This window comes from Stenotrophomonas sp. SrG (assembly GCF_050031795.1).
Lineage (GTDB): Bacteria > Pseudomonadota > Gammaproteobacteria > Xanthomonadales > Xanthomonadaceae > Stenotrophomonas > Stenotrophomonas rhizophila_A.
The window spans coordinates 150,494-161,915 of sequence record NZ_JBNBBE010000003.1 but is presented as its reverse complement, the minus strand read 5'-3'; the positions used below and the strand labels follow the sequence as shown (position 1 = coordinate 161,915).

Genomic DNA, 11,422 nt, shown 5'->3' with positions numbered 1-11,422 from the left:
TGCGCGAAGCATGCCGGGCAGGGGCCGTCATCCCTCGCGCAGGCTGCGCGCAGTGGGCGTTCTGCTGACTGCGGTGATGGGCCTGCTTCCGGCGGCGGAAGGTCGCACGGACCCGGGCGCCTGCGTGCAACGGCTGATCGAACGACTCGGCTGGCAGCTCCAGGACGCCGACATCGCCGCGCCGCGCGTGCATGGTGGCCCCGTCTGCGAACGGGCCGACCTACCCCAGGCGCAGGCTGCCGGCGATCTGCGCGTGCAGCTGCCGCGTGCCTGGACCGCCCCGCAGCGCGAGCGCTTCCTGCAGACGCTGCTGGACGATCCGGCGACCGTGTGCGCCTACGCCTTCGAGCTGGGCAAGGCCACCCGGCGTGCCGCCACGCGCCTGCAGGACAACCCTGGTTACCGTTTCTCCGCCCTGCAGCTGGGCTGGATCGGGTTCGGTCCAGCGGGCGCGCGGGCGCAGGGCTGGGAGGGCTTTCGCAGCTTCGGCCGCGGTTACCAGCCGCACGGATCCAACAGCGCGGCCGTGCAGGCGTTCTATGACGGCCGGGTGCGCAGTGAATGCGGGGTGGGCCGGCAGGTGGCGCAGCTGGCCACCCAGCGCGAGCTGTATGGCGATGCCGCCTTCGATGCCGGGTTCACCCCGGGCGAACTGTCGATCGGCACCTTCCTGACCCTCCATGACACCGACAGCATTCTGCTCGGCCATCACGCCGGCGAGTTCTTCGCCGATGGCAAGGCGGTGCGCACCTCGCAGCGCGGCCGCCAGGCGTTCGTGGGCGCCCCGGGCTTCATCGAACATGTGTTCGATCCGGTGTACCTGGACGACATCAACAACCAGGCCGAGAACTTCGTGATCGTCGACGTCGGCGCAGGCGCAGCCGAGGCGTTGCGCGAGCACGGCGGCTTCGCCCACTACGACCGCATCAACCGCCGCATCTGGGAGCTGGCCAGCCGCATGCCCGGCCCCGGGCTGCGCCGCTTCGAGCGCCTGCTGTTCGAGCGCGACCCCGCCCTGCGCGCGGCACTGCCGGCCGGCCAGCAGCCGCTGCTGGCTGAACTGGACGCGCTGTTGGACGATCCGTTCTATCGGGAGTTCGTGATTTATGTGCACCCACGCGGTATACGTCCGGTGGGCTATCACATCGCACGCCTGCTCGACCGCAATCCGCGCACGCCGTTCGCGTTCGAGCTGGGCCTGCACAACCTGCACACCACGCTGTACCACCGCTGGATCCAGTCGCAGCTCCAGCAGTGCGCGGCAGCGTCGACACATTCGCAAACCGAGCAAAGGTGAGACATGGAAATTGCAATGATTGGACTGGGGCGCATGGGCGCCAACATGGCCGAGCGGCTGCACCGCGGCGGCCACCGCGTGATCGGCGTGGACCCGGGTGAAGCGGCCCGGGCCAGTGCCGCCGCGCGCGGCTTCGACGTAAGTGCAACGGCGGCCGAGGCGCTGGCGAAGCTGTCGGTGCCGCGCGTGGTCTGGCTGATGGTGCCCGCCGGTGAGGTGGTCGACCAGACCCTGGCGTCGCTGTCGCCGCACCTGTCCGAAGGTGACGTAGTGATCGACGGCGGCAACTCGTACTACAAGGATTCGATGCGCCGCGCCACGCAGCTGCTGGAAGAAGACGTGACCTACCTCGACTGCGGCACCAGCGGCGGGGTGTGGGGCCTGCAGGAAGGCTACAGCCTGATGATCGGTGGCGATGCGGCGGCCGTCGAGCGCGTCGGGGCGATCTTCCGCACCCTGGCCCCGGCCGAGGATCGCGGCTGGGTCCACGCGGGGCCAAGCGGGGCCGGGCACTTCTGCAAGATGGTCCACAACGGCATCGAGTACGGAATGATGCAGGCCTATGCCGAAGGCTTCGCGCTGATGCAGCGCAAGACTGAATTCAACCTCGACCTGGGCCAGGTCGCGGCGGCCTGGCAGCACGGCAGCGTGGTGCGGTCCTGGCTGCTGGACCTGAGTGCCGACGCCTTGACCCGTAACCCGCAGCTGGACGGCATCGCGCCGTTCGTGCCCGATTCCGGCGAAGGCCGCTGGACGGTGGCTGAAGCGATCGACCTGGACGTCTCCGCCCCGGTGATCACCCTGTCGCTGCTGGAGCGGCTGCGCTCACGCGAAAAGAATTCCTTCAGCGACCGCATGCTCTCCGCACTGCGCAACCAGTTCGGCGGCCACGCGATGGTCAAGGAATAACCTTACCGAAGATCCACGCGCCGGCCGCTGCCGGCGCTTTCGCGGCCTGCTTCCAGCAGCCGCATCAGTTGCAATGCTTCTTCAGTACTGACTGGCGCTTCGCCCTCGCCGAGCATCGCATCGCGGAACGCGGCGTAGAACCGGCGATAGTCGCCGACGGCATTGTCCACGGTCTGCCGATGTACCTTTCCTTCGGCATCCACCTGCACCAGCAGCCCATGCTGCGGATCCAGGCCCCAGCCCGGCGCGCCGGGGGCGATGCCCTGGCGCAGCTGGTCTTCCTGCACATCCAGGCCTTCCTTGAGGTAGCTGCCAGCGCTGCCGTGCACGGCAAACCGTGGCGCCGACGCGGCCACCAGTGAACCGGCATGCACGATCGCGCGCATCGCGGGGTAGTGCAGCACCGCATGGAAATAATCATCACTGCGCGCGCCGTCGCGCTGCGCGGCGATGTCGGCACTGATCGCTTCGGGCCAGCCGAACAGCTGCAGCATCTGGTCCAGCAGGTGCGGGCCCAAATCCATCCACAATCCGCTGCCGGGGGCATCGCTCTCGCGCCAGCGATCGCGCACCTGCGGGCGGAAGCGGTCAATGTGCGAATGGCACTCGGCAACGCGGCCCAGCGTACCGGACGCCAGCACACTGCGCAGGCTGAGGAAGTCGGCATCGCAGCGTCGGTTCTGGAACACGCACACCACGCGCTCCGCATCGCGCGCGGCATCCACCACCGCCACCGCTTCGGCCGTGCTCAACGCGAAGGGTTTGTCGACCAGCACATGCTTGCCGGCGCGCAATGCCGCCAGCGCGAGCGGTGCGTGCTGTTCATTGGGCGTGGCAATCACCACCGCGTCCACCGCCGGATCGGCTAGCAGAGGCGCCACATCCGCGTGGATGTGCACATCGGTGAAGCTGCGCAGCAGCCGCTCGCGCTGCGAACTGACGATGCTGTGCAGTGCCAGGCCCGGCGTGTGCTGGATCAGCGGCGCATGGAAAACGCTTCCAGCCAGACCGTATCCGATCAATCCCACTTGTGCGATCGTCGCCATGTGCGTACCTGCCGTGTTGCCTTGGATAAGAATAGTTGCAAATGATGCAGTGCGGAAACCTGAACTGTTGGGATTGAACCTGACCGGTTCACGGCAACGTGATCTTGCAGCGACGTGCTGTCCACGCATCGCGGCCGACACTGGGCCCACTAACCAGGGAGACACCGCACATGACCAACACTACCCGTAATCTGCTTGCTGCTTCGCTCGCTTTCGGCATGCTGCTGGGCACCTCGGCGGCAATGGCCAAGGATCCGCCGAAGACCACCGACAAGGCTGCCATGACCCACGCGGACATGCATGATTCTGACGAGCCGGTCACCGACACCTGGATCACCACCAAGGTCAAGAGTGACCTGCTGGCGAGCAGCAAGGTTCCCGGCACGGAAGTAAAGGTGGAAACCGTGAACGGCGTGGTATCGCTGTCGGGCACCGTGGCGACCAAGGCCGAGCATGACAATGCCATTGCCAAGGCCAAGATGATCAAGGGCGTCAAGAGTGTGGACGCCAGTGCACTGAAGGTCTCCGCGGCCGCTGCCAAGCGCTGATCCGCGACAGCACCTGCACAGACACCGGGGCGCGCCGTCAGGCGCGCCCTTTTTCGTGGACGGCGCCGCTGTCCGGTCCCGTCCCGTATTCACGTTGGTGTGGAGTATATTCAGGACTTCGCCCCTGCGGGCGTCGTTCCGACACCGGAGTGGCGCAGGCGGGGAGGGGAGCATGCAAGCCAACGAGGGTCTATGGCACTGGTTTTCAGTGATGAACGCTGGGACCGCTGGCGGTTGCCGGCCCTCGGCCTGGCGGCTGTGGCCATCATCGTGGTCCCATGGCTGACCCTGCGCAGACTTTCCGCAGACAATCTCGACGCGATGCGCTGGGTCACCCATACCCAGGACGTCGGGGTTGCCGTGTACCAGCTGCAGGCCGACGTCCGCGACGTGGAATCGGCGGCGCTGACCCTGTCCAAGGGCATCGATGCGCCCGGGTTGCGCGAGCGGCTTGGGCAGGCCCGGCACATTCCGGCGCGGCTGGCGCGGCTGACCGAGCTGACCCGCGACAATCCCGAACAGCTGGTGCGCATCGGGCGCATCCAGTCACTGCTGGACCGGCGCATGGAACTGGCCGGCGAGCTGGCGCGCTCCAGCCCCGACGACGAACAGCGCCAGCTGGTGCAGGATCTGACCACCCGGTATCCGATCCGCGGCCTGATCGAGGAACTGCAGGACCGCGAGGAGGAACTGCTGGCCCAGCGTTCAGCCGTATTCGCCCAGCAGCAGCGGCAGGGCGAGCTGGTGTCGTGGACCGCGCTGGTCGTGCAGCTGCTGCTGCTCGGGCTGGTGCTGTGGCTGTTGCATCGGCAGATGCTGCACCGGGCCACCGCCGAGCGTGCCACGCGGCGCGCGTCGGCACGTGCGGCATCGGTACTGCATACCGTACGGGAGCCGATCGTGCTGCTTGACCGCGAACTGAAGGTGCAGCTGCACAACCCGGCGTTCTCCGAGTTGTATGGGCTGCACGATGACGCCACCACCGACGGCCGCGCCCTGGAAACGCTGGGTGATGGAGCGTGGAGTGATCCGGCGGTACGCCAGCGGCTGATGGACGTGCTGCTGCGTGGCCGTGAACTGTGGGACTTCGAACACCAGCAGCGCACCGACGACGACCAGGTGCGCACCCTGCTGATCAACGCCCGCCGCATGCCGTTGCCGGACCGCGACGACGAAGTGGTGCTGATGACGATCAGCGACGTCACCGTGCAGCGTGCCGTGCAGCAGCGCGTGGAAGAACTGAACCGCCAGCTGGAGGGCAAGGTCGAGCAGGTGTCGGAGGTCAACCGTGAACTGGAGGCCTTCAGCTACTCGGTGTCGCATGACCTGCGCGCGCCACTGCGTCACGTGGCCGGCTTCTCGGACAAGCTGGCGCGCCACCTGGGCGAAAGCGCGGACGAGAAATCGCGTCATTACCTGGACGTCATCTCGGGCTCGGCGCGGCGCATGGCGACACTGATCGACGATCTGCTGGTGTACTCGCGGCTCGGCCGGGCGGCGATGCGCCTGCAGGCGGTGGACATGCAGTCGCTGGTCGCCGACACCCGCGCGCTGCTGGATGCCAACGTGAAAAGCGAAGCCGAACACGGCGGCGCGGCGCGGCGCATCGAATGGAAGATCGCACCGCTTCCGATCCTCGTCTGCGACGACAACATGATGCGGCAGCTCTGGCTGAACCTGCTGGGCAATGCGGTGAAGTACTCGGCCAACGCCCATCCTGCGCGGATTGCGGTGGAGTACGCGCGCCAGCCCGACGGCAGCCACCTGTTCAGTGTGCGCGACAACGGTGCCGGCTTCGACATGGCCTACGCCGACAAACTGTTCGGCGTGTTCCAGCGCCTGCACAAGGCCAGCGAGTACCCCGGCACCGGCATCGGCCTGGCCAGCGTGCGCCGCGTACTCACCCGCCATGGTGGCCGGATATGGGCCGAAGCGGCGCTGGACCAGGGCGCCACCTTCCATTTCCTGCTGCCTTCCTCTCTCGACGCACTCAACAAGGGCCCTGCCGCATGACCGCTCTCCGCACCATCCTGCTTGCCGAGGACAGCCCCGCCGACGCCGAAATGGCCATCGATGCGCTGAAGGAAGCGCGCTTGGCCAACCCGATCGTGCACGTCGAAGACGGCGTGGAAGCGATGGATTACCTGCTGCGCCGCGGCGCCTTCGCGCATCGCGAGGAAGGCCTGCCCGCGGTGCTGCTGCTGGATATCAAGATGCCGCGCATGGACGGGCTGGAAGTGTTGCGCCAGATCCGCAATGCCGAGGAGCTCAAGCGCCTGCCGGTGGTGATCCTGTCGTCCTCGCGCGAAGAGAGCGACCTGGCCCGCAGCTGGGACCTGGGCGTCAATGCCTATGTGGTCAAGCCGGTGGACGTGGACCAGTTTTTCGGTGCGGTGCAGACGCTCGGCAAGTTCTGGGCGCTCATCAACCAGGCCCCGGAGGTCGAGTAACCCATGCCGCTGACCGGGCCACCGCTGGGACACCTGCGCATCCTGCTGGTCGAGGACTCGCCCGAAGATGCCGAGCTGATGTGCGGGCAGATGCTCGACGCCGGGCTGGAGGCCAGCTTCGAGCGGGTCGAGACCGCTGCCGAACTGCGCGATGCGTTGCTGCGGTTCGCGCCGGACATCGTGCTGTCCGACCTGGCCATGCCCGGTTTTTCGGGCAACCAGGCGCTGGAGATCGTGCGCGGCTGGCACCCGGACGTGCCCTTCATCTTCGTGTCGGGCACGATCGGCGAAGAGAATGCCGTGGCCGCGCTGCACCAGGGCGCCAACGACTACATCATCAAGCACCAGCCGGCGCGGCTGCCGTCGGCGGTGGCGCGTGCCGTGCGCGAGGCGCGCGGCACCATCGACCGCCAGCGGGTGGAAGCCGAGCTGATGCGCGCGCAGCGACTGGAAAGCCTGTCGCTGCTGGCCGCCGGTCTCAGCCACGACCTGCGCAACATCCTGCAGCCGCTGCTGATCATGCCCGAGCTGCTCAAGGCCCGCACCGATGATCCGCAGCTGCACCACCTGGCCGACGTGATCGCCGAATGTGGGCGGCGCGGGCATGAAATGGCCGAATCCATGCTGTCGTTCGTGCGCGGCTCGCGCACCCCGAGCGAGCGCATCCAGATCGCCCACCTGTTCGAGGCGATGGAACTGCTGCTGCGCAGTACCTTGCCGGCGCAGGTGAGCCTGCATCTGGACGTGGACGACCCGGCCCTGGCGGTGGATGCCAACTACACCGAGTTGCAGCAGGTGCTGTTGAACCTGGCGCTCAACGCGATCCAGGCCATGCCCAATGGCGGGCGCTTGTCCCTGCGCGCGGCGGCCGCCCCGGATGCGCATGGCCAGGACTGGCTGCACATCTCGGTGACCGACGAGGGCGTGGGCATGAGCGCCGAGGTGCTGGCGCACCTGTTCAACCCGTTCTTCACCACCAAGGTCAACGGCACGGGGCTGGGCCTGATCTCCTGCAAGCGCATCATCGAAGGCGCCCAGGGCAGCATCCGGGTGGAAAGCACGCCGGGCGTGGGCAGCCGGTTCGAACTGCGGCTGCCGATGCGCCAGGCGCCTGTCGATGCGGCCCCACAGGCACAGCCGGTAGCGGCGGGTGCGGGGCAGTCGATCCTGGTGGTCGATGGCGAAGCCACCCGGCTGTCGCTGCTGGGCAATGCCTTGTCCAGCCAGGGGTATCACCTGCAGCTGGCCTCCGATGGCGGTGCTGCGCTGCGCTGGATGCAGCAGGAGGCGATGCCGGCGCTGGTGATCGCCGATGCAGGGGCAAAGCTGCTTTCAGCCAGCCACCTGCTCGATGAGATGGCCACCTTGGGCTACCGCGGCCCGGCGCTGGTGCTGGAAGACGCCGAGGTTCCGGTGCCGCTGGACGCGTTCCCCGAGGGCGTGGAGGTGCACGTGCTGCGCAAACCGCTGGAAATGCAGCAGGTATTCCGCTCGGTGGCCGAGGCGCTGGCGCCCACACGGTAGGTCACGACCGTTGGTCGTGACGCTGGGGAATACCGACCAACGGTCGGTATCTACGCATCTTCCCACGGGAAACTGGGCAGGCTGGCCACGGCGTGTTCCAGCCGCCGCGACCAGTTGCCATGGATCTCCGCGTACAGCGGGCTGTCGCCGGCCAGGCGCATGCGGTGGCTGATGCGCAGGTCGCCAGCGCGCAGCAGTACCAGGTCGACCGGCAGGCCCACGGAAAGGTTGGAACGGATGGTCGAATCCAGCGACACGATTGCCGTGCGCGCGGCATCGTCCAGCCGGGTCTGCGGGCGGATGATGCGGTCCAGGATCGGCTTGCCGTACTTGGATTCGCCGATCTGCAGGAACGGCGTTTCCGGCGAGGCGGCAATCGCGTTGCCCAGCGGGTAGATCATGTACATCCCGGGGTGTTCACCGCCGACCTGGCCGCCCAGGATCAGGGTCGCCTGGGTGTTGACCCCGTCATGGCCGTGTTCGGGATTGCTGCATTTGACCTGGCTGTCCACCAGCACCCGGCCCACGTACTCGGCAACCTCGAACAGGTGCCGGTAGGCGCGCAGGTTTTCCGGCCGCTGTTCCTCCACGTCGCGGTGCAGCCGCGAGATCAGCAGCTGGGTGGTGGCCAGGTTGCCGGCGGCCATGATGACGAAGACCGCTTCGCCCGGAAACTCGAATTCGTGCAGCTTGCGGTGCACGCGTACGTCGTCCAGCGACGCGTTGGTACGGGTATCGGCGGCGAAGACAAGGCCCTCGTCCACCGCAATGCCGACGCAATAGGTCATGTCGGTGTCCTATGATGTGCACCCCGATTCTATGCGGAGCCCCTGTTGGCCCCGTGTGGATTCGCCCCACGTACGCTGAATACCATGACCACTGTGCTCCTGAGCCTGGGCAGCAACCTGCAACCGCAGCAGCATCTTCACGCTGCGGTGGCCGCGCTGCGCGGGCGTTTCGGCGATATCCGGGTGTCCCCGGCCTACCGCACCGCCGCCGTGGGCTTCGATGGCCCGGCCTTCCTCAACAACGCGGTGGCGATCGAGACCGATGAGCCATTGGAGGACCTCGACCGATGGCTGCATGCCGTGGAAGACGCCCATGGGCGTGACCGCAGCGGGCCGCGTTTCAGCGACCGTACGCTGGACATCGACGTGGTGTTCTACGGGGACCTGATCGTGGAAGGCCCGGGGCACCTCCGGATTCCGCGGCCGGAGCTGAAGCACGCGTTCGTGCTCAAGCCGCTGGCCGATATCGCGCCGGACTTCATCGACCCGGTCAGCGGCCTGGACCTGGCCACGTTGTGGCGGGCGCATCGGCAGTTCGGCGACGCGTTCGAGGTGGTCGAGCTGTGACGACCAACGGTCGTCACCTACCCGCGGTGGCCGTGGGTCGATACGATCCCGCGGTGGTCGTGGGTCGATACGATCCCGCGGTGGCCGTGGGTCGATACGATCCCGCAGTGGCCGTGGGTCGATACGATCCCGTGGTGGCCGTGCGTCGATACGATCCCGTGGTGGCCGTGGGTCGATACGATCCCGCGGTGGCCGTGGGTCGATACGATCCCGCAGTGGCCGTGGGTCGATACGATCCCGCGGTGGCCGTGGGTCGATACGATCCCGCAGTGGCCGTTGGTAGGTATCGACCGTTGGTCGATACGATCCCGGCGGTCAGGTCAGCTGCCGCCCGCCGTCCACCCGCAACGTGTGCCCGGTTACGAACGGGGCGTCGTTGACCAGCCAGTAGACGGCCTCGGCGATCTCCTCCACCGTGCCGGTGCGGCCCAGCGGGGTGCGTGCCAGCAACGCCTGCTGGGCGAAATCGTCCTTGCCCTGTTCGGGCCACAGGATCGCGCCCGGCGCCACGGCGTTGACCCGGACTTTCGGCGCCAGTTCCAGCGCCAGCGAACGGGTGATCATTTCCAGCGCGGCCTTGGCGGCGGCGTAGACCGGGTGGTCACGCATCGGCTGGGTGCCGTGCAGGTCGGTGAGGTTGACGATGCAGCCCTGGTGGCGGCGCAGCTGCGGCGCGGCGGCCTGGGCCAGCAGCAGCGGCGCGCGGGCGTTCACCGCGAACAGGTCGTCCCACTGGTCGGCGGTGATCTGGCCGAGCAGGGTGGGGTAGAAATTGGAAGCGTTGTTGACCAGCGCATCCAGCCGCCCGAACTGGGCCACGGTCTGTTCGACCAGGTCGGGCAGGGCATCGGCGTCGCGCAGGTCGGCCTGCAGGGCCAGCACACTGCCCGGGCGCAGCATGTCCAGGTCGAAGGCCATCTGCTGCAGCTCGGCGGTGGAGGTGTGTGCGTGCAGCACCACCGACCAGCCACAGGAATGGAACTGGCGCGCGATGGCGGCGCCGATCCGGCGCGCGCTGCCGGTGATCAGCACGACGGGTGTGGTGGCGGTCATCGGGGCTCCTTCCTGCTCGGCTATGCTGTGCATTGTCACCGCAATCGCCCGCACCATGCATACCTCCCTGCCCACGCCCGACGCCGACGCCCTGGCCCACAGCGACGAACTGGCCGCTGCCCTGCGCGCGGAAATCCTCGCCAATGGCGGTGCCATGCCATTTGCCCGGTTCATGGAACTGAGCCTGTATGCACCTGGCTGGGGCTATTACAGCGCCGGTGCCAGCAAGTTCGGTGCGGCGGGGGACTTCACCACTTCTCCGGAACTGGGCCCGCTGTTCACCGCCACCGTGGCCAACGCAGTGGCCCCGGTCATGCAGCAGCTGGGGCCGCAGGCGCGCTTCCTGGAACTGGGCGGCGGCAGTGGTGCGTTCGCCGAGATCCTGCTCAAGCGCATGCTGGAACTGGATGCGCTGCCGGAGCGCTATGCGATCCTGGAACCCAGCGCGGACCTGCGCGAGCGCCAGCGCGAGCGCCTGGAGAAGGCGCTGGTGCCGCCGCTGTTCGCCCTGGTGGAATGGCTGGACGGCCCGTTCGACGACGACTGGGACGGCATGGTGTTCGCCAACGAAGTCATCGATGCGCTGCCGACCCCGCGCTTCCTGGCGCGCGACGGCATGGTCTACGAAGAAACCGTGGAACTGGATGCCGACGGGCGCTTCATGCGCGGCGCGCAGCCGGCCGATGCCATGCTCACCTCGGCCGTGCGCCATCTGGAACGCTACCGTGAGAAGCCCTTCGCCGATGGCTACCGTTCCGAACTGCTGCCGCACCTGCCGTACTGGATCCAGGCGGTCGCTGGCGGGCTGAAGCGCGGCGCGATGCTGTTCGTGGATTACGGCTATCCGCGCAACGAGTACTACCGCGATGACCGCGATGACGGCACCGTGCGCGCCTTCTACCGTCACCATGTGCACAACGACGTGTTCCTCTGGCCGGGCCTGCAGGACCTGACCGCGTCGGTGGATTTCACCGCGCTGGCCGAAGCCGGCACCCATGCCGGCTTCGAGCTGGCCGGCTACTGCACCCAGTCCAGTTTCCTGCTCGGCAACGGCCTGGATGGGTTGCTGGCATTGGCCGAGGAACGTGCCGACGAGATCGGCAAGCTGCGCCTGCGTGACCAGGTCAAGAAACTCACCCTGCCCAGCGAGATGGGCGAGCGCTTCCAGGTGATGGGCTTCCAGCGCGACGTGGACTTCGATCCGGCGTTCCTGCTTGGCGACCTGACCTGGCGGCTCTGA

11 protein-coding genes are annotated in these 11,422 nt (G+C 67.5%); 8 read left to right on the top strand and 3 right to left on the bottom strand.

What is annotated here, in order from left to right:
- Positions 1–10 precede the first annotated feature (10 nt).
- Complete coding sequence (locus ACQG3P_RS04330; RefSeq protein ID WP_426804355.1) at positions 11–1,297, top strand: hypothetical protein; 1,287 nt, start codon at positions 11–13, stop codon at positions 1,295–1,297.
- Between the two features lie 3 nt (positions 1,298–1,300).
- Entirely contained in the window at positions 1,301–2,206 is a 906-nt protein-coding gene (gene gnd / locus ACQG3P_RS04325) for a phosphogluconate dehydrogenase (NAD(+)-dependent, decarboxylating) (protein ID WP_217535776.1), read from the top strand.
- A 2-nt stretch (positions 2,207–2,208) separates the two neighbouring features.
- On the opposite strand, the gene ACQG3P_RS04320 is transcribed toward gnd, so the two are convergent.
- Positions 2,209–3,252 carry an oxidoreductase gene (locus ACQG3P_RS04320; protein WP_426804313.1) on the bottom strand — a complete coding sequence of 348 codons (1,044 nt, stop codon included), beginning with the start codon at positions 3,250–3,252 and terminating at the stop codon, positions 2,209–2,211.
- A gap of 170 nt (positions 3,253–3,422) precedes the next feature.
- On the opposite strand from ACQG3P_RS04320, the gene ACQG3P_RS04315 reads away from it, so the two are divergent.
- The 4 genes from ACQG3P_RS04315 to ACQG3P_RS04300 all read left to right on the top strand — a co-directional run bounded on the left by ACQG3P_RS04315 (position 3,423) and on the right by ACQG3P_RS04300 (position 7,774).
- Positions 3,423–3,800: a BON domain-containing protein gene (locus tag ACQG3P_RS04315; RefSeq protein WP_184125644.1), complete on the top strand. Its 378-nt coding sequence runs from the start codon at positions 3,423–3,425 to the stop codon at positions 3,798–3,800.
- Positions 3,801–3,992: 192 nt separating this feature from the next.
- On the top strand, positions 3,993–5,813 hold the full coding sequence (locus ACQG3P_RS04310) for a sensor histidine kinase (RefSeq protein ID WP_426804312.1): 1,821 nt from the start codon (positions 3,993–3,995) through the stop codon (positions 5,811–5,813).
- Positions 5,810–6,250 carry a response regulator gene (locus ACQG3P_RS04305; RefSeq protein ID WP_184125640.1) on the top strand — a complete coding sequence of 147 codons (441 nt, stop codon included), beginning with the start codon at positions 5,810–5,812 and terminating at the stop codon, positions 6,248–6,250. The genes ACQG3P_RS04310 and ACQG3P_RS04305 overlap by 4 nt, the downstream gene beginning before the upstream one ends.
- 3 nt (positions 6,251–6,253) lie before the next feature.
- A complete protein-coding gene (locus ACQG3P_RS04300; protein ID WP_426804311.1) occupies positions 6,254–7,774 on the top strand; it encodes an ATP-binding protein in 1,521 nt (506 codons plus the stop codon).
- Positions 7,775–7,824: 50 nt separating this feature from the next.
- Here the strand turns inward: ACQG3P_RS04300 and ACQG3P_RS04295 are convergent, their stop codons facing one another.
- Positions 7,825–8,562, bottom strand: coding sequence for a 20S proteasome subunit A/B (locus ACQG3P_RS04295; RefSeq protein WP_184125636.1), 738 nt, complete (start codon positions 8,560–8,562; stop codon positions 7,825–7,827).
- Positions 8,563–8,646: 84 nt separating this feature from the next.
- Between ACQG3P_RS04295 and folK the strand changes: the two genes are divergently transcribed.
- The gene (gene folK, locus ACQG3P_RS04290; protein ID WP_426804310.1) at positions 8,647–9,129 is read left to right on the top strand and encodes a 2-amino-4-hydroxy-6-hydroxymethyldihydropteridine diphosphokinase; all 483 of its coding nucleotides are present in this window, start codon (positions 8,647–8,649) and stop codon (positions 9,127–9,129) included.
- A 315-nt stretch (positions 9,130–9,444) separates the two neighbouring features.
- On the opposite strand, the gene ACQG3P_RS04285 is transcribed toward folK, so the two are convergent.
- Positions 9,445–10,182 carry a pteridine reductase gene (locus tag ACQG3P_RS04285; RefSeq protein WP_184125632.1) on the bottom strand — a complete coding sequence of 246 codons (738 nt, stop codon included), beginning with the start codon at positions 10,180–10,182 and terminating at the stop codon, positions 9,445–9,447.
- A 55-nt stretch (positions 10,183–10,237) separates the two neighbouring features.
- On the opposite strand from ACQG3P_RS04285, the gene ACQG3P_RS04280 reads away from it, so the two are divergent.
- Positions 10,238–11,422, top strand: coding sequence for a class I SAM-dependent methyltransferase (locus ACQG3P_RS04280; RefSeq protein ID WP_068854809.1), 1,185 nt, complete (start codon positions 10,238–10,240; stop codon positions 11,420–11,422).

Bases quoted from the DNA above. Each gene is read 5' to 3' on its own strand.
- ACQG3P_RS04330 (WP_426804355.1), top strand. From the start codon at position 11: ATGCCGGGCAGGGGCCGTCATCCCTCGCGCAGGCTGCGCGCAGTGGGC.
- gnd (WP_217535776.1), top strand. From the start codon at position 1,301: ATGGAAATTGCAATGATTGGACTGGGGCGCATGGGCGCCAACATGGCC.
- ACQG3P_RS04320 (WP_426804313.1), bottom strand. From the start codon at position 3,252: ATGGCGACGATCGCACAAGTGGGATTGATCGGATACGGTCTGGCTGGA.
- ACQG3P_RS04315 (WP_184125644.1), top strand. From the start codon at position 3,423: ATGACCAACACTACCCGTAATCTGCTTGCTGCTTCGCTCGCTTTCGGC.
- ACQG3P_RS04310 (WP_426804312.1), top strand. From the start codon at position 3,993: ATGGCACTGGTTTTCAGTGATGAACGCTGGGACCGCTGGCGGTTGCCG.
- ACQG3P_RS04305 (WP_184125640.1), top strand. From the start codon at position 5,810: ATGACCGCTCTCCGCACCATCCTGCTTGCCGAGGACAGCCCCGCCGAC.
- ACQG3P_RS04300 (WP_426804311.1), top strand. From the start codon at position 6,254: ATGCCGCTGACCGGGCCACCGCTGGGACACCTGCGCATCCTGCTGGTC.
- ACQG3P_RS04295 (WP_184125636.1), bottom strand. From the start codon at position 8,562: ATGACCTATTGCGTCGGCATTGCGGTGGACGAGGGCCTTGTCTTCGCC.
- folK (WP_426804310.1), top strand. From the start codon at position 8,647: ATGACCACTGTGCTCCTGAGCCTGGGCAGCAACCTGCAACCGCAGCAG.
- ACQG3P_RS04285 (WP_184125632.1), bottom strand. From the start codon at position 10,182: ATGACCGCCACCACACCCGTCGTGCTGATCACCGGCAGCGCGCGCCGG.
- ACQG3P_RS04280 (WP_068854809.1), top strand. From the start codon at position 10,238: ATGCATACCTCCCTGCCCACGCCCGACGCCGACGCCCTGGCCCACAGC.